At 59.3% G+C, this 21,088-nt stretch carries 1 protein-coding gene; it reads left to right on the top strand.

Annotated features, from left to right (window positions below):
* Positions 1-423 precede the first annotated feature (423 nt).
* Positions 424-20,973, top strand: coding sequence for a dockerin type I domain-containing protein (locus CA85_RS11510; protein ID WP_146391501.1), 20,550 nt, complete (start codon positions 424-426; stop codon positions 20,971-20,973).
* Positions 20,974-21,088: the final 115 nt, after the last annotated feature.

Raw genomic sequence — 21,088 nt, 5'->3', positions numbered from 1 at the left:
CTGCAAACGACGCCCAGCAAATGCCACTTGCTGGCCATGCCAGCATGCCGCCAAAGATCAGCGACCATCGTCACGGGATGAACCGCGAGTAATAAGAGGCGAATGAGCGGGGCTGCGAGCTAACAGAGACGACCTAGGCTGCGCCGTTTACCTATTTGGTGTCACGGTAACTCGTTGCAGGCAAAGTGAAAGAAAATTGCGGGAATTTTGGATGTCAGCGAGCACGATCGGGGGGGCACTCAATTAGTGTTGTAGTGCTTGGTAACATTTTGCTCGCTATTTCGTTTATAACGGCGAGCCGAGTTCCCCTACGGCCCGCCGTATGATTTTCGATCCCCCCGCCATTTGATGACGTTTTTTACCAAGTAGTTCCCCTGGCGGTGGGATTTTTGTTTCTTGTTATTCCCATGTTGTGAGTTGAATATGCCTCGTCGTCCCGACACTGATCGCTCGCTTTTTTCTCGTACAGACGCCCGCAAGAAGTCACGCACGGCACGCGGTTTGAATCGCTTTGGCCGGCGATTGCATCATGAAACGCTTGAAAAACGCGAGCTGCTGGCCGCCGATCTGCTCGCCATCCGTCCCGATGCCGGTGCGCTGATTTCAGAGGGAACAAACCTCTCCACACCGCCGCGAGAGTTCAGTCTGCTGTTCAATGGGGACGCCAATCTCGACGAAAATTCGATCACCAATGACACAGTCCGCCTCGTTCGGGCAGGGGACGATGCGACCTTGGGAACCGCCGACGACGTGCAGGTTTCCCTCGGCTACGTAGGTTTCGTCGAGCCTGGCAACACCGATTCGGACAACCTGCACAAGATCGTTTTGCGTCCGGCGAGCACGGCAGCGGCTAACGCTACAGACCCGAGTTTCGCATTTCCCGACGATTTCTATCGCATCGAGGTGATCGGCAGTGGCAGCGATCCGCTGCAGGATCTCAATGGGGTCGCATTCAACGGCGGCCAGGATTCGCTCACGCCGTTTCGCCTGGACCGGGGGATCCAGGTGACGGCGGTGATTCCACAGCCGATCGAGCGTGCGCCCGGAGGCAGCCTGACGGTGCATGAGGATCGCATCGATGTCTATTTCGATGATCAAGAGATTGCTCCTGCGGTTGCTGAGAACCCCGCCTTCTACCGCTTGGTCGACACGGCGGGGCCAGCCGATGTGGCCACCACTCCCGATTCGGTTTCGTACTTTCCCGCCGAGAATCGGGTCAGCCTGCAGTTCTCTGCTGCGATTCCAGCGGCGACTTATCGATTGGACATCGGTTCGAGTTTGGCGCCGACAGGATCGAGTGGCGTGTTGCCGCAAACATTCTCGGGCGAGATCGGGACTTCGTTTGAAGACCTGCTTGCGCCCAGCGCAGCAGGCAATTTCGGCAGCCTGAGTTCCGGGACGAGTGTGAAGGTGGCTTCGGAGATTTCGCCACTCGGTTCGGTCGCGCTGCCGGCCCGGCCCGGTGGATTGGACGAGCCTGGCCACCGCGAGGTCCAAATCGAGGCCCACTACGGCAGCACCGGTCTCGGTCCAGTCGCCCCGCAAGCGACCCAAACACGCTATTACTCCTTCCCCGACGAGTTTCCAGCCAACGCAGTAGGGATCGTTTACAAGAACTTCATCTCTCCATCGGAGAAAGAGATCGTTCGCGGCATCCTCGAAATTTATGCCCAGCAGATTGGGATGGAGTTCGTCGAAAGCAATACGCGCGCCGGCACGTTGGTGATTGGTAAAGGCGACTTGCAAGCGGCCGATCCCGAAGCGACCTCCGGTCCCGGCGGTGTCGCGGGGCTCGGTGGCGGCAATCTCGTCGTGATGGACAAGGAGGACTACGCCGAGAGCAACCGATACTTCGGCGACGGGTTCACGGGGGTTGCTTTCCACGAGATCGGCCACGCCTTGGGGCTCGGCCACGCCTACGAGATCCCCGCCACGATGGGCGGCCCATTGCCCAACGATCAAACAGGGTCCAATGTTTCACCCGGCGACAACGACCTGATTCACCTGCAGCGAATCATACCGCCCAATAGCAACGACATCGATCTGTATCGGTTCAACCTCGTCGAACCCGGCGAGGTGCAGATCGAGACGTCCGCCGAACGGTTGGCGACGCCGAGTTTGCTCAACACCGTCCTGCGTCTGTTCCGCAAAAACGACGACGGCACATCGGAATTGGTGGCTCAAAACGATCGTTATTACGGCAGCGATTCACTGATCGAGGTGGAACTCGAAGCAGGCGAGTATTTCTTCGGTGTCAGTAGCGCGGGCAACGAAAGCTATGACCCCGCCATCCCGGACTCTGGATTCGGTGGGACGACGGACGGGAACTACGAGGTCCAAATCTCCTTCACGGCGCGACCAACTGCTGCGCAGCAGCTCACCGACATTGATGGGACGGCGATCGATGGAGACGGCGACGGTACCCCCGGCGGTGTGCACTCGTTCTGGTTTGAATCCGATCCAAACGCGATCTACGTCGACAAGCTCGCTGCCGCCGGCGGGACGGGGACCATTGCCGATCCCTACAATAGCATTGCACCAGCACTCGCTGCAGCGCAGGCGATCACGGCGGCCGGAACGACCCGGGCGCTTGTTCGCGTGGCCGGCAACGTCGACGAATCGAGTCCCACGGGACTGCGTGACGCGACCCCGTACTTGATCGGGTCGACGCGCTCAGGCGAGGCTCTGGCAGATGGCAACAGCTTGACGGTGCCTCAGGGCACCACGGTCCGCATCGAAGCGGGAGCGTTGCTCAAGTTGCGAGCCGCCAATATCGACGTGGGTACTTCCTCGATTGGCGCCAATCGAGCGGGCGGGGCGGTGCAAGTTCTCGGTACGCCAACGCTCCCGGTCTACTTGCGCTCCTATCACGACGATCAAGCCGGTGGCGATTCCGACGGCAATGGCCCATCACCCACCGGCGGTGACTATGGCGGGATCGTCCTACGCGACGACTCGGACCTCGAGTCCGACGGCGTCTTCCTCAGCACGATCAATCACGCGGACATCCAACATGGTGGTGGCAAGGGAACGCCCACAGGCACGCGCGTCTTCTCGCCCATCGATATCAACGACGCCCGGCCGACCATCTCGTTCAATACCATCACCGATGCGGCCAAGGCGGCCATCTCGGCGAGCCCCAATAGTTTCGACGATTCGCTCGGGCGGATCGGTCCCGATGTGCTCGGCAACTATCTTCGCGGGAACACCGACAACGGGCTGTTCGTGGGTATCCCCACCAACCTTGGTAGCTCTGTCCAAAAGATGACGGTCTCCGGTCGTTTTGATGATACTGACATCACGCACATTCTGACCGAATCATTGATCATCGTCGGAAATCCGGGTGGCCCGATTCTTGAAGACGGCGTGCTGACGGCACGTCCTTCGGGACGCCTGATTATTGATCCGGGAACTGTGGTGAAACTCCGCGAGTCCCGGATCGAATCCGAGCGGGGAGCCGCGACGTTGATCGCCGAAGGTACCGCGAACAGCCCCATTATTTTCACCTCGGTCGCCGACAGTCGCTACGGCGGGAGCGGTGTCTTTCAAACCAACAGCGGTAGTGCCACCCCGCAACCGGGTGATTGGGGCGGTTTGTTCTTTGGCGAGGCCTCGCGCGGGAGCCTCGACCACACGGTGATCGCATTTGGTGGTGGTGTCGTGCCGACGGCAGCCACCGCGGGGGGTGCTTCGGACCGTTTCAATGCCGTCGAAATCCATCAGGCCGATGTTCGCATCGCCAATAGCTTGATCACCGACAATGCGGATGGAAACGCCAGCGGCAACCGTTTTGGTCGTGGGAACAATCAGGCCGCAGCAATCTATGTCCGCGGATCGCAACCGATTCTCGTCGACAATCAAATCGTCGGCAATGCTGGCCCCGCCATTAATATCAATGCGAATTCGCTGCGATATGATACGCAGGTCGATAGTGGCCGAAGTATCGGCGCCGTCAGTCGGTACAGTCAATTCGACGACAATCGCGGGCCGCTGATCCGACTCAATGAGCTCGACGACAACGGCACGAATGGATTGAAGGTGCGTGGTGAGACACTGGCGACGCAAAGCGTGTGGGATGATTCCGACATCGTGCATGTGCTCGACGGCCAAATCGTCGTCGGGAACCACCACACCTACAGCGGTCTGCGATTGCAGTCCAACGTGTCTGAGAGCCTTGTGGTGAAGGTGGATGGAGCCGATTCAGGGTTCACCGCTACCGGCACGCCACTGGATATTGTTGACCGCATCGGCGGAACGATCCAGGTAATCGGATTGCCAGGATATCCGGTCGTGATCACGCACCTATCCGACGATTCCGTGGGAGCGGGATTCACACCCGATGGGCACTTGATGACCGATACCAATAATGGTGGCGGCGCTGTCGGTAACCAGGCTTGGCAGGGATTCCAGTTCGATGAGTGGAGCAATGACCGAAACGTCGCGATTATTCGCGAAGCCGAGTCACCGCTGACCGGCGGCGAGAGCATCAATTCCAACCCGATCACCAAAGCGCAACCGCTCGGTGTGCTGGCACCGGACCTCAAGAGCGGTGATGAGAATCGCCGGCTCGGCTTCCAAGTCCATGGCTACATCAGCCCCGACGATGCCACGGACGAAGATGTCTACAGTTTCCAAGCGACGGCGGGGACCCAGGTGTGGATCGATATCGACCGCACCAACACCACCCTCGATACCGCCTTCGATATCGTGCTCGACGATGGCACCCCGAGCGGCACGCTGGTCTTCAGTTCCGATGATCCCATCCCTTTCGGACAGCCGGGTGCGCTGACTCAAGAGCCATGGCTCGGGGGCGATTATTACACCCTGACCAACAACGATCCTGGTGCGTCGGTCATCCTCGTTGACACAGGCACGTATTACGTACGGGTTCGCGCTGTCGAAGTCGACCACGACGGGGATGCCAGCACGCCCGCTGTGCCGGTCAGCAAGGGTGAGTATCAGTTGCAAGTGCGTCTGCAGCAGATTGATGAATTCCCCGGTTCAACGGTCCGTTACGCCGACGTGCGTTATGCATCGACGGCCTTCGATGTGCAAGGCTTGCCACGGCACAGCCCATTGGTGGGTGACGCAGCCGAGGCGGACGATGCCGGCGGCAACGTGACTGGCGCGAGTTCGCAGGAACTCGTCAATTTGCTCGAAACCGACGCCGCGGCCATCTCACTAGCGGGAGCCCTCGGCAACGCCGCCGACGTCGACGTCTACCAGTTCAACGTCGAGCATGAAGCCACCCAGAGTATTCCCGGGGTGACGACGGCGGTGGGGACCGTGTCAGTCGTGTTTGATATGGATTACGCGGATGAGAAACGCGGCGATACCACCATTGCTGTGTTCGATGAAGACAGCCGTTTGGTCTTCATCGGTCGCGAATCGAACGTGGTCGATGATCAACCCGCCGTTGGCGGCGATGGCCAAAGCCTCGCTGATCTCAGTCGCGGGTCGCTCGGCACGGACGACCCCTACATCGGTCCGGTTCATTTGATCGCGGGGGAACAGTATTACGTTGCCGTGATGAGCAATCAGGTCACGCCGTCGGTGGTGGCGTCGCAGTTCGCACTCAGCGGACCCAATGGCACGGGGGATGCCGGCACACTGACGCGGCTCGAACCGATCAATTCAGTCGACCGGATCGTGGAAGATCATATCGGTTTCACCGGCTATCTCTCCAGCCAAGATGAGGATGGCGGCGGTTTGGCGAATAACATCCAACCGTTGACCGGGCCGCTGCTCGATATCAGCACTTCAGCCAGTCTCGACACCCACGTCGCCTCGTTCCGATTGCAGGATGTCGGTTTGTTCGTCGCGACCGATCGATCGAACCATGATGATCACGACAATTTGTACACCGTCGATCCCTTCAGCGGCGGACCGATTATCAAGGACCTGACGTTTGATGACGACAACCTGACCGATGGCGAAAATGACATCCAAGACATTGTCATCCGCGGCGATGGCGTCATGTATGGCTACCGACGTAATGTTGATGGTGCCAACATGGTCGGCCAGCTCGTGACGCTCGATCCATTCGATGGCACCGTGATTGCAACCCAGGACGATAATATTCCGGGTGTTGAAGGTTTCAGCAACGTTCGCGATGTATTCGATCCACCCAACCCCAACGCGCGGTCCCGCGCTCAGCGGGCCGATGAAGTGACACATTCGGATGAAGTCGATGCGGTCACGTTCCGGCGCAACGGTGATACCGGCGGCGACGCGCCGGTTCCTCGCTATGAAACCTACTATTCGGTGCGGGAATCCGACAATGCGTCGCGTCTTTACCGTGGCGATGCCAATGGGGATGCATCCCCAGCGGCTCCTACCAACACCACCAATCGATACGGGTTTATCGGCGATATCCAGCCGGCCGGTGTCACGTTCGCTGAGCAATTCGTTACGGTGAACAACGGGAACCCAGACGACTATCAGTTCACCAACATTTTGCTGCGGTCGAACATCCCGGGCGAGGCAGGCAACTTTTCGGTGAGTATCAGTTACAAGCAGGGAGGGGACCCAGTCGATGTGAGCCTCTTCGGCGATACGATCAATATTCGCTTGCGTCGGGCGGGCGATCCTCTCGTTGTCAACGCAACCGCGAACGACATTGTCAATGCGATCAACGATGATGATGACGTGAAGGAACGAGTGATCGCGCTGGTCTACAGCGGAAATGACAACAACAACGGTGATGGCAATGGAGGTCTCACTGCGGTGGGGCAAAGCGTGACCCCGAGAGTGATCGGAGTCGGCGCCGCCGATGAGGTCTTGCAAGGCCGCGTGACCGGTTTGGCAATGGGCAACTACGACGGCAGCGGAGATCTGTACGGTGTGACCAGTGGCGGCGAATTCATTTCGGTCAGCCGTGTCGATGGTGAGGCCACCGTTCTGCAAATGGTGCCGGGTGTGAGCTTTGCCGGACTCTCACAGGGGCCTCAAAACGTCGAAGGGGGACGATACAAGAACACGTTGTTCGCGACGACAGACGACGGCCAATTGTTCGCCTTCAACACCGATGGCACCTTCGCAAACGTCTTTGATTCAGGAGACTCGGCGCAGCTGGTTCAGGTCACTCCGGGCGGCGTCGCGGGTGGCGATTTCACACTGACTGTTAACGATGGCGTCAGCCGTCAGACAACTTTGCCGATTGCTGCCGAGGCTCCCACGAACATGAGCGTCAATGCGGAGCAGACGCTGCTGGCCGATGCGACCGTCGGCACTTTCACGCTCAGCGTGGAGAAGTCTTACAAGGCAATCACGAGCCTACAGAGTGACATCGATGACGCCACGGCAACGATCCAGGTACAAGCGATCAATCTGGTTGACGGTGTCGCTCCGTTGCCGGCAACACCCTTCGTGATCGAAGTGGAATCCGAACAGATGCTGGTCACATCGCGGGCGGGTAATACGCTCACCGTGGTCCGTGGGCACAATGGCACCACGGCTGTTGCCCACGCGGACACCGAAACCGTATCGGAGGTGGTTACCTCGACCGTGGCAGCACCAATCAATGCCGCCGCGACGACGATTCAAGTCAATGACGCAACGCCGTTTCCAACGGCGGGGCCGTTCCAGATTCGTATCGGCGGCGAGGACATTCAGGTCAATGCGGTGGCAGGGAATACCTTGAGCGTGGTCCGTGGCATCAATGGGACGACGGCCGCCGCAGCAAATGCGGGGGCAACGATCCAACAGATCCAAACGACCGGTTCCTTGACCTACGATGCCTCCTCTTTTGCCATTCGCAATGCGCTCCGCAACCTTTCATTCATTGGTTTTAACGGGGTTAATGTGTCGGGTGATCTGGCCGGCGGAGCGACCGTGGAGTTCCAGAACGGCTTGGGGCACTTGGACGTGTCGCCCTTGACGGCCGACAACAGCGGCCTCGGACACAACGAACATCAAGTCATCAGTCTGGGGGCCGGTGGTGGTGTCGATGCGGGGACGTACACGTTGAGTTTCGGCGGCGACACGACCGATCCGATCGCCTATGACGCTGATGCCGCTGCGATTCGTGATGCCTTGACGCTGCTACCGAGCATCGGTGCGGGCAATGTGAACGTCACGACTTATTCGGCCTTCCCCGGATCGACTGACGTTCAATTCGAAGTGGAGTTCACCGGGGCACTGGGGCTGACCGACCAGCCGGCAATCACCGCCGACAGTGTTGGACTGATCAATAACGAGCGTCAGCAATTGAGCATCACGGGGGCACCCACCGGTGGTACGTTCACGTTGTCACTGGGCTCATCGACTTCGGCGGCACTGAATTTTGATGTCGATGCCGCTGCTGTCAAAGCCGCGATAGTGAGTCTATTGAGCCAGGAGTCGATCACAGCGGTAGCCGACGACGTGACGGTCACTGGCGGACCGATGCCCGGCACCATGTTGGTCGAGTTCTCCGGGACGCTCGAAGATGTCGACCTCGATGAGATCGTCGTCGACGTCAGCTCGCTTACCGGTGGGACTCCGGCTGCGGCGAGCAACACACTCGAGAATGGCGATTCGATTAGCGTCGGCGTCAGTTCCTTACGCAGTGGCGGAGCGGGCGGCAATAGCCTGCTCGTCATTGATGAGGTGCAGGGGGTTCGCAGTGTTGAGGATTCTCTGGTGGCTCTATCGACGATTGGTCCGAATGATGTTCGCGTCCGCGGAGATCTCGCGACGGGCGTGACGGTACACTTCACCGGTATTCTCAGTGGTGTCAATGTCGATCCGATGGACGTTGACAACTCGTTGATGCTGCCCGGGGCCACCGCGACGACGACGGTCACCAGTAGCATCGACGATGGGTTGGGGGATGAAGCGAGTACATCGATTACCGGTATGGACGGAGCCCCCATTGGACTGGCGTTCTCGCCCTTGGATTTCAATCTCTGGCACCCGACGATGCAACGGGCAAACGATGCCGGCCACGGAATCAACCCGGCCCCCGATAACAGCCGGAATTCGCTCGGCGATGATTTCAACTTCGACGATGGTATCACCGGCACCCGCCAAACCAGCCAAGGGTCCGGCGGAGCGAGCTTCTACTTCGGATTGGAGCAGTGGACACGCAACCCCAACACCAATTTTCAAGGCTACATGAGCCCTGCCGATCGGACTGAGAACGCGCAGTATGGTTTGAGCCTCGAACAGCACCGAGATCTCAGCAGCAATGCTGCGATTCGCAACACCTATGATCTCGCTGGCGGTGCCAAAGGTTCGTTGACAACGAATGAGTTTTCGCTCGACACCGCCGACTACTACGATCGCCCGACGCTGTATTTCAATTACCTCTTGGAAACGGAAGCCGCCAGCGGTATTAACGTCAGCAACGTCGATGCGGAGCAGTATTTCCGCGATAGCGCTCGCGTCTATGCGTCGCGGGACGATGGTGTGACCTGGGAACTCGTCGCGACAAACAATTCGGTCCTGAGCGGCGCCGATGCAAGCGATGGGGACGCCGAGGCCGAACTGCCGACGTTCCTTTCTCACGTCGCTGACGCAGGCGCCAACAGCGCCGACCCACAACCCGAATCCAAGCAGATCGTTCAGGAATTGTTTGATGCCGAGGCAGGCAATCCCGTGTGGCATCAGGCTCGCATCGATCTGTCACCGTTCGCCGGAGAGGCATCGGTCAAACTTCGGTTTGACTTCAGTACGTCGGGTTCCTCTATCGAAGGCAATCTTTCGGCGGACCGGTTTGGTGACGTTAATGACGACGAGCATTCCGTCGGCGGATCAAACAACAACTTCGAAGGCTTTTACATCGATGACTTGATGGTCGGGTTTGCCGAACGCGGCGAGATGGTGACCAACGCGCCACCGACGACCAACAATGCCTTCACTGATCTGTCGCAGAACAATCGGACGGATGTCAATCGAGATGATGATTCGCTCACCAATCAACTTTCCGGTGAGTACCAACTCGAGATGCGTCGTGCCGGTGAGTATGCCTTTGGCAGCGAGGGTTCCGTCGTCGTTTTCCAAACTTTCGACACCAACGCACGGCATATTCTCGAGTTGCTCGACGGCACGGGAGTCGATGCAGACCGCAACAAACAGCGCGAGCAAGGTTTGCTCATCCTCGAGAACAATATCATCTCGGACTCCCGCGTGGTGGGCGTGCACGTCGCACCTCCCGCTGCTCAGGGTGAAGGCAGTGGGGTGACCTACCCGGGGCCAACGCAGAACTTCTCCGACAAGGACGATCAAGGGCTGGTTCCCGGTATCGTGATCCAAAACAACATCATCGTCGGTAGCAGCGGTGTCGACTATTCGGGCCAGCCCAATGGGACGCCCCAACGCCCAGCGCCTGTCGGACGGATTATCAATAATACGTTTATCGGCGACGGACAATACGGAGTACAAATCCGTGACAACGCCAGCCCGACATTACTCAATAACGTCTTCAGCACGCTGAGCAACGGCATTATCGACAATGGCGTCGGTGCGATTATTGACAACAACTACTTCAATAACGCTGGCGCCGCCTTGGGGAGCGATGCCCGCGAAGGTACCGATCCACTGTTCATTGACCCGGACGGTCGCAACTACTACCCGCTGTCCACTGCGGGAACGATCAACAACTCGCAAGACCTTCTAAATGACCGTGGGTCCTATGCGGCGTTCAAGGATATTCTCGGCATCCCGCAATCGCCTTACTTTGCACCGTCGCTCGATGCGTTCGGGCAACTACGCGTTAGCGGGGGCATCGGCGGTGATGGGGCGGGCCCGAATACCGATATTGACATCGGGGCGGCTGACTACTCGGACTTCGTCCAGCCCTACGCGAGCCTACTCAACCCTGTCGATCAGGACGACGCGGGGCTCGATAGCGATCCGGCGGAAACCTTTATCCAGCTCGACAATCCGGATGTTCAAGCTTTTTCCGTGCTGCTCTCCGACGGAGAGAATGCCAATTCACCTTTTGCAGGGACCGGCATTGATCCCGATACAGTGAATGCGTCCACCGTTCTGATCCGCCAGGACAATCGGCTGCTCGAAGTCGGTCGGGATTTCAATCTGGCGTTCAATCCATCGACAGGTGAGTTGCGGCTGACTCCATTGTCGGACCTCTGGAATCCGAACAGCGTTTACGAGATCATTTTGCTCAACGGTGACCAGAAAGTGGTCACGCTCGATGTCGAGAATGGCAGCGTCTTGACCGACGGCGATCAAGTCGCTGTTACCAATGGCGGTCAATCCGCGACGCTCGAATTTGATTCTGGGTATGTCGTCCAGCTCGGAGCCGCTGATTCGATCCTCGACGGACAAACGTTCGAGTACAGCACTGCGACGGGAACCCAGGGCTACACCGCCCGGTTCCAGATCAACAAGATGGCGACGAGTTCGGCAGGTAACTTCACCGGTGAAGTTGGTCTCGGCCAGACGCCTGCTGGCGATGACTTGACGATCGAGGTGACCACTCCCGGTCAGTTCGCGGTCGGCGATTTTATCCGGATCTCCGATGAGATCATGGCCGTCGTCGGTGTCGATGCCACCGCAGGCGAATTGACAGTGCAGCGGGCTGTGCTGGGTACTCCACGCATGGTGCATCAAGCTGGCGCAAGACCCGCCAATCTGGTCGAACAGGTCGACGCGGGCCAGCGCGCGGTGATTGATTCGGCCATTGGCAATGTCGCGACTGATGATTCCTTCCTCGTCTTCCAAGCCAGCGACTTGGGGCTCGACCCAGCCGAACTCGCGTTGACCGGAATGATGACCTTCGTTCGCGTCAATGAGGAAGTCATGCGGGTGACAGGCTACGACGAGGGTACGGGCACGTTGACCGTGCAGCGTGGAGCACTCGGATCAACGATTGCCTCCCATTCGCAGTTTTCCATCGTCGAAGTGGTTGCCAGCACACGCAGTGCGACACTCGCGACCGACCAAACTGTGCATCTTGACGACGTGCTGCTCGATGGCACAACGGCGGGACCTCTGACGGTGACGGGCGATCGTCTGCTCGCCTCCGACCGCATCGTCGAAGTCACCCCGGATGCGGACTTCGTGCCCAAGGTCGGTGACCTGCTGCAGATCGGTAGCGAAATCGTCAAGATCACCGATGTCCAGCCAGCGGCGATCGCGGGAGATCTCTCGCTGTCGATCGATCGTGGATTGTTCGATACAGCTGTGGTCGAGCACGCCGCGACGATGACCGAAACAATCGCGGGCGTCGAGACGACGTATCCGACGCCAATTCGATTGATCGACTCGGCATTCCAGACGATCAGTCTGTTCGAATCCGATCCGCTCGATGACGTGGAATTGCCAGCGGTGAACGGCGCCGCGGAAGGCCAGATGCAATCGGGCATCGCCTCCAAGATCGCCCGCGCCATGCGAGAGTTTCAGGCGTCCGAGCCGAGTACGGCGGGAGATCTCGATCTGCGTTTGCCGCATGCTCAGGGAATCGAAGGCGGACGCGTCTACCTGGGCGGACATGTCGGCGATTCGATTGCATTCTCCAGCGGATCAGCGGCAGGGCTGTCCGCCAGCCTCGTCGCTGGTGCGGAACCGGGCGTTTCGGACGGGGCCATCGCGGTACCGTTCATCCCCAGCGCGAGTTTCCCGCAATCGGCTGTCAACGCGGCCGTGCTGTCCGCCATCAACAACGCTGACAACCTCGGTCTGACGGGTGTCTCCGAAGGTGGTGGCGGATTCTATCTCGTCAGCGATTCCGGCGGCGATATTGCCGAAATCAGCGTGGCATCAACCGGTGGCGGCTTCACAACGAGCGTCAGCGATGTCCATGGCATCGCGGACAAGGCCGGCAATCTGCTGCGGCCCAACCGCAGCACGCAGACTCGCTTCACCGTGGGCGTCGGACCGACGGCATACGACTTTGGCGATGGTGTCGATACCGCCGACCCGAACAATCTCGCCCGACACACCGTTCTCGGCTTGGGAACCGACCTCGATGGAGATCCCCGTCTGGGCCCTGTCCATGATTCCAGTGGCCGGATTGTCGATAGCGAAGATAGCGTGGGGGCGAGTTTCGATCTCGCCAATGTGCTCCGCGATGACGCCGTCACACCCCCAGCGACAGCGATCGGTGTTGGCATCGATGCACTGGCGACGACGGTCCAGGTCACTGCGGGCACAGCCGCATCGTTTGCTGATCGCGTTGGCGGGTATCTGTTGCTCGGCGACGAGATCGTGCGACTCGATGCGATTGGCTCGGCAGATTCCCTCAAGATCGCGCGAGGACAGCTCGACTCTCGCGCGACGAGTCACGATGCATCCACGCCGCTCACAGCGGCAGACGACGAGAACGGCCTCGACCTTTCCGCCGTGGAAGCGACATTCAACATCGCCCGAACCACGACCGACGGTGGTGGGCCGGTCATGATCAATGTGCTGGCGACCGATTACGGCGTCGTCGATGGCTGGATTGATTTCAACCACAACGGCAGGCTCGACGTGGGCGACAATCCCACGAATTACGACGAACGTGTCTTTGACACGGTAGCCGTTTGGCCCGGTGAGAATCTCTTGCCCGTGAGTTTCCCGACCACACTGCCCGGCGGGGCAACGATCACCGGCGACATGGTGATGCGTCTGCGGGTCAGCAAACTCGGCGGGCTCTCGGCGGATGGATTGGCGATCGGTGGCGAAGTGGAAGATCACGAGATCACCATCGTCGCGGGTGTGCCCCCGCTGCTGAAGGACCTCAACGACGACACGATCGACGACGATCAAACCGAATCGTTCACAACCACCGAGCACGTGCTCGGCATGGGGGCGACACCAGCCACCGGGATGGTCTTCCAAGCCTCGGTCGATGCCGATGACCAGGCGATTTCGGTTCTCGAGATCGTTGACTTGCAGTCCGGGCGTGCCTATCCCGTCGAAGGCGGCGCCGCCGTGATCGATGAGCTGCACGATTCACTCGGCCGCCTTGCTGGCAAGCTAACCGTCCAGTCCGATAGCACGGTCACCTTCGTTCCTCGTTCCAACTACGACACGGGGCCGGTCCCAGGACCTGATGGAATTCCAGGCACCGCTGATGATGTTTCCCCTGTGCTCGAGTTTGGTTACCGCGTCGTTGACGCAAGCGGTGTCGCTGGCGTGGAGACCGGCACGATTTCACTGAGTGTCACGCCCGTGAACCAGGCACCGACACTCGATTCGATCGCAACAACGTCTGACGCAGGCGAGGACCTCGACGCCCTGGTGGAAGACCAAGACCTCGATGGCGACAATGTGATCGATAAGCAGAACGTGACACTGACCGGCATCTCTGCCGGTGCGGGCAACGTGCAACCGGTGCGTGTGACAGCGACCACCGTCAATCTTGCCGATGACGGCAGTGGCGCGTTTGTCGACGGCGCCAGTCAGTCGCCGCTGCTGATCACGGACCTCGAAGTTGTTGGCCTCGATGGTGCTGCCTATGACGGTGGTAGCTCGCAGGCAAGGCTGGCCTTCGGCACCACACCGGACCAGTACGGGACCGCATCGATCACAGTGACGGTGACAGACCCCGGACTCGATGGTGATTTCGATACGGCAGCCGACAATTTGACTGTTTCAGAAACCCTGACGGTCACCGTCGCGCCGGTCAACGACAAACCTGCCACCGTCGAACGACTTTGGACGCAAAGTGAAGCTGCAGAGGGTGCGGGAGAGACGCCGGTTTCGTTCGCTTTCACCGCCGCTGATCTCGCTGGCACGTCGGGCGCAGCGAATCCGTTCGACGACAAAACCCGTGTCGACGCCGGGGGCAGTGGCGCCGCACCGTTCAATGAAGAGAATCAACTCAGCACCTTGACGGTGAGCAAGCTGATTCTGCCGGACAATGCGGTGATCACTTATTTGCAAACCGATGCCGCGGGCGACACTCTCATCACGCAGGCGGATCGCACCCTGGAATTTGCTAATTTGTTCGATTCTACCGGCGCGGTTTCCTATGGCGAGGTGACCGTCACCTTCGCCGGCAGCGATGGGCAAACCGGGATGCTCGTCATCCAACACTCCGGTGGCCGTTTTGACTCGGCCGTGTACACCCCGGAAGTCGACGCCAATGACAACTACGATGGCCTCCCACAGGAGCTGCAGTACGTCATCTCGGACAGCGGCGTTTCGATCGCACCGAAGGTCAACAGCGGTGAGCCGGATACTCAGCTCGGTGCGACCGACCCCATCGAATCGAACCCCGAGACAATCCGGTTTGCGATCACGCCCAAAGCGGATTCGCCATTCTTGGGGGATTTCCTGTCTGACATCAACATCGACGAGACGGAGGCGGACACCGACCCGTCCAACGATAGCTACACGCTCCAGCTCGCCGACCTGTTCGTCGATGAGGATCTAGCCTTCCTGCTCGGGGCCGGGGCCGATGAAACCGGTACCGTCCCAGCGAGTTGGATATCGATCACCGCCAATGCGGGCAATCCAGCCGGATTGCTCGCTCTTCCCACGGTCAATCAAACCGCCGATACGGATCCAATCTCGCTGACACTCACGCCCGTTCCCGATGCCTATGGTGTCGCGGAGTTTGATGTCACGATCACCAATCCCGACAATGGCCTGGCCTCGGCGACCAAGACACTCACTGTCACCGTCAATCCCACCAACGACGCGCCGATGACCAGCGATCGCGTCGTGACGGGACAGGAGGACATTGCCTACAGCTTTGATATTAGTGATTTGATCCATCCTGCAAGCGATCCCACCGTGGCCAGCGAGTTCGTTGGCGACGGTGTCACGCCGCCGATGTACGACGAAAGCGAACAGGACCTGTTGGTCTACGGCTTCCAGTATCTCGACACCGAGTACCTGTCGGCCGATTATGACAACGGTCCCGGCGTCGACGCGCAGCAAGTGGTCGAATTGCCCAACGGGGATGTGACCTTGACGTTCCGATCGGGCGTGTTTGTTTCGGGAACCTTTACTCCCGACCCCGACTACTTCGTCGATGACGCCGCGGCTTCGGCGCTCGCCGGCGATGTCTTGCAATACACCGTCATCGATGCCGGTCAGTATTTTCTTTATGGTCCCGGTACCGGTGCGGATTCGGGGTCGACGGTGCTCGTCGGCACCGCTCCCGTGATCAATCCATTGCCGGCTGAGGCACCGCAAATTGCATCGGCTTCGATCACGTTCGTTACCGAAGCCGTCAACGACGCGCCCACGATCCCCGCTTACACGCCAACGGTTAACTTCTATGAAGATCAACCGACTTCGTTCAGCGGTATTCTGCAAGCGAATATTTTTGCTGACCCCACGACTGATCGTATTTTGCCCGGGCCGGGGAACGAGCGGGTCACACAAACGATGGTCGAGCCGGTCACGCTCAGCTATGTCAGTGGCACCGCGGGCATGCTCGCTGGCGATCCGACGTTGAGTCTCAGTGGAACCCTCAGCATCGAACCGATGGCCGATGCATTCGGGACGGCGGTCTATGAGATCACCCTGACCGATAGTGAAGGGGCGACGACCACTCCGAAACCTCTGTTGACGATTTCAATCGATGCGGTCAACGATCAACCGATCGCCTACAACCGCTCGATTATCATGGACGAAGCCGTTGAGCCCGCCACGGCGAGTCAGATGATTACGGCGGAGGATTTGATTTTGGGCAACCAACTCAATCTCGGCCAGACCGTCGAACAACCTGCGATTCCAGCACATGCCGATATCAATCCGCTCTTTGCCGAAAACGATTCTCTCGAAATCGCTGAGATCATCGTCCCCGATGCGAGCGGGAACCCGCGGCCATTCCGAGGTGCATCGAACGAACCGAGTCAGGTCGAGACAGCCACCGGCGGAATCCTGACGCTCACTTTCGCTCCTTCGCAGAGTACGAACGTGCCCGCCGGCACGATGCGGTTCGTTTCCGCAGAGTACGTGCCGGCTGTCGACTACAACCAAACGACGCCTTACTTCAAGGTCACCGACGACTTCCAATTCATCGTGCGAGACAGTGGCCCCAATACGACCGATCAGGATGCCACGCTGCAACACCGCAGTCTCAGCGAACCTGCCTCGGCCCGGATCAGTGTGGTGGCGAAGAACGATCCACCGGTCTTCCCAACACTCGAGATTGTCGATAGCACAGTCACCTTCTCTGAGATCGAGGTGGGGGATACCACGCCCCAGCAGCGTGATGTCTATGCCGGTTCCGGGACCCGCGTGCAGGCCGGCCCGTCCACTGCGATCGACGAGCTAGCACTGCAAACCGATGTGGGTGTGCGGTTTGTTCCCGTATCCGTGCCACCGGGGTTGATGGCGAGTCTGCCCACGATGACCAACGATGGCGTGATCGAAGTTCACCCGAACGCGGATGCCTATGGTGACGCGGTCTACGACGTGATCGCGAGCGATGGAATCCTCGATGCATCGGCGCAGCGAATCACGATCGCGATCACTGGGACGAACGACGCGCCAACGGCGCCGGCCTACGCGTTCACGACGCTCGAAGACCAACCGGTAACGATCCATGATGTCGCCAACTCAGTCGATTTGTCCGACGGGGCGAGAGCAAGTTCACTGCCGGTCGATTCGCCGTTCAATGAGTCTGGCCAGGATCTTCAGGTCGTCGGTATCGGAATGGTCGATCCAAACGATCCGGACACCAATCTGCCCACGCCTGATGTGACGGCAACGGATGCGTCGATATCGTACGTCTTCGATGCGAACTTGGGGACCGAGACCGCGACTGAGCAGGTCAAGACGCCTAACGGGACACTCGATGTCACCTTCGAACAACGCGTCAACGGCGAGTTGTCCAGTGGGTTCATCAGCAAGATCGTTTACACGCCGGATCCCGGCTACAACGACACACTGCCCGACGACACGTTCACGTACTTCGTCAGCGATTACGGCAACATGCCAGTCCCCGGTAGTGATCCGGCACGCGATCTCGTGATTCCGACGGATGTCGCTAGCGAACTCAGTCTACCGGCTCGCGTGAGTGTCCGCGTCGGGCCGGTGAACACACCACCAACCGTGCCAGAGTTCGAAGACAACGGCGTCTTTGTTTTCGATGAAGACGCGACTGCGCCCGACACGATCCGTAACCAAGTATTCCTCGATGATAGTTTGGTTATCGATGCTGGCGGCGGTGCCGATGAAGCCGATCAGACGGTGCAGATCACGCTGACCGCAGACGACACGACGCTCGCGAACCAAGTGTTCTCCGCGCCCACCACATTGACAGCCGATGGTACTCTGCAGGTGTTCCCGAACCCCGATGCATTCGGTACCGTCACCTACACGCTCAGCGTGGTCGACCTCAGTCCCGAGGGTGACGTGCTCACCAACCCGCCCGTCACGCGGGAGTTCACGATCGTCGTCAATTCGGTCAACGACCAACCCACCGCTGCGGCGAAGGCCTTCACTCTGGCCGAACATCGCGAGGAACTCGACGCAGGTGGCTCGCCCGTGCCCACTTCCGATGGCGATGGCTTCCTTGACATTTCTGCCGAGACGCTGCTGCTCAACAATGCTGCCGGCGGCGCCGCTCAACCGAGCTCGTTCGTCGATTCGATCGAACCGCCATTCAACGAAATCGATCAATTGGGTGACCTGCGCGTGACCGGTCTCGGTCTAGCTGGAGCGACCGCACCAGCGAAATCGGCAGACGACCCCACGCTCGTTTATGGCGACGTGGCCGGCGAAATGATCGCCACCGATTCGCTCGAGATTGCGAACGGTACCCTGACGATCACCTATCAACAAAGTGATGCCGACGTGAGCGACCGGTTCGTCAAGTCGATCCGCTACACACCCGATGCCGACTACAACTCGGCGTCGCCGTACGATCCGACCGATCTGTTCACCTACTTCGTTGACGATGGCGGCAGTCTTGAACATCTCAGCGCAGCGGCGATTGTCACCATGACGGTGACAGCGACGAACGACCTGCCGTCGATCCCGGCACTGCGTAGTGACACTGTCAACGCCGCCGAGTTTGTGGTCGGTGACGAAGGCGGGGCGTACTCCACCAATGTATTTACCGATTCCGGTGCCGTGATCTTGCCGGGACCGGCGCCATCGGATAGCTCGCCGGGTGCACGAGATGAGAACGCGAATTCAACCGTGCATATCGATCTCGAACGGATCAGCGGAGCCGGTGGGCTGTTTGACACCGAACCGACGCTGACCGAGAACGGGACCCTCTCCCTCGATGCGAATCCGGATGCCTTCGGAAGCGCCGTCTACGATATCGTCGTCAGCGAACGGGATCTCAGCGGGAACACGAGCCCCGCGCTCGATCAAGTCAGTCGGCAGCGCATCACGATCACGCTGAGCAGCGGCAACGATGTGCCGACGGCTCCCGACCGAACTCTCGAAATGCTCGAGTTCAGTGAGTTGGAAAATGGCACGGGGAATCCCGTCACGGGAGATCCGACCACGATTGTGGAAACCGAGCAACGCCTCCTCGACCTCAACGGCGACTTCGAAGGGCCCGCTTCGGCGGGCGGCAGTGCCGATTTCCCTGAAATTCAGACGCTCCATGTGACCGGCATCGGCCTGGCTGGCGATACCACACCCGCCGTGACAGGCGAGAGTTTGGTTGGTGATTACGCTACCAATCCCGGCACCGGCAACATGGAGGCCTCGCAGTCCTTCACGCTCGCCAATGGTGTGTTGACGGTGACCTTTGTCGAAGTCACCAGCGGCAATGCCACCGAACGGTATCTCGATCGTTTGTCATATGTTCCCGATACCGATTACAACTCGGCGACACCGGGCACGACTCCTGACCAGTTCACGTACTTTGTCACCGATTCAGGAACGCCGGCGGAGACCAGTGCTCCCGGTTTGGTCACGTTGCAGGTCAATCCGAACAACGACGTTCCGACGTTCACGGTCAATAGCGATGCCTTCGGTCCCAACGACACGCTCTATGCACCCATTCGCGATGACGGGGGAACAGTCACCTTCTCCGGTCTCGTTTCGGATCTGTCGCCTGGGCCTCCCACCGCGGCTGATGAGCAGGCCAATCAAACAGTTGTGTTCCGATACCAGCCGGCGGATTCCGAGGGGACCAACGGTACCGATCTCTCCACGCTGTTCCGCCGCGAGCCGGACTTGATCAACGGGACTCTGTATCTCTATCCCGCGGTCAATGCTACTGGCACAGCAACGTTGGTGTTCCGGGCCGATGATGGCCCGGATTCGCGAGTCGATCCCAACACCAAGTATCAGGAGTTGACGCTCAATATTGATATCGGCTCACGGCCTGTTCCCGAAGCACCACCTATCCGCACCGGGACCTATAACAATCCCGACAGCAGCGGTGTGGCGATCGTCGATCTGAACGATGTGTTCCTCTCGACCGATGGTTTGGATCTATCCGAGACTGTGATCCTGACCAACGGAACCGGCGGGGTTGCCTCGATCAATCCGACCACCGGCGAACTGGAGTACCGTCCCAACCCCGGCCATCTCGGCGAAGACGTCGTGATCATCGAAGTGCAGGACAACAGTGGGGTCAAGAGCGGACCTGTCGAAGTTCAATTCAACACGACCCGCAATCGCTTGACCAACCCCGTCATTGCCGAGGATGTTAATCGCAGCGGCTTGGTGACCTCGCTCGATGCCCTGGTCGTCATCAATCTGCTCAATGAGCAGGAAAATGGTGACGGCGTCCCCGTCGATTCAATCTCGGGAGATGACTATTACTACGACGTCAGTGACAACGGGGTCGTGACCTCGCTCGACGCGTTGCGAGTTATCAACTATCTCAACGAACAGGGCCCTTCGTCGTCACCTGAGCCGATTGCACCCCAGTCGACCGCCCCGCAGTCGGTCATCAGCCTCCCGGAGGTTGACTCGTCCATCGTCGAGGAGTCTTCGGTATCCACCATTGACGCGGACGCTGCCAAGGTGAATGGAACCGGTCAAAGCGATGCTTCGAGCACGGCCGTCTTGGACTTGATCGCGGTCGATCAGGCCCAGGACAAGGAGAAAGCGGACCAGAGCGATTCGCACGAGAGCAGCCTCGACGCCGCCATTAGCGATCTGTTCTGAGCCCGCCTGGGAGCGTGTGGAGGGAGCCATTTGTCTAATCGCAAAACATGGATTCCGGTCGGAAAAGCCGACCGGGGATCCTGCTCCCCCGTGTGCTTGCCACACGGGAAGCAAC

Source organism: Allorhodopirellula solitaria (assembly GCF_007859855.1).
In the GTDB taxonomy this organism is placed as follows: domain Bacteria; phylum Planctomycetota; class Planctomycetia; order Pirellulales; family Pirellulaceae; genus Rhodopirellula; species Rhodopirellula solitaria.
The sequence above is the reverse complement of the archived record's forward strand: the minus strand, read 5'-3'. Positions and strand labels throughout refer to the sequence as shown.

What these genes read in the sequence shown, in the direction of transcription:
- CA85_RS11510 (WP_146391501.1), top strand. Translation starts at nt 424, where the DNA reads ATGCCTCGTCGTCCCGACACTGATCGCTCGCTTTTTTCTCGTACAGAC.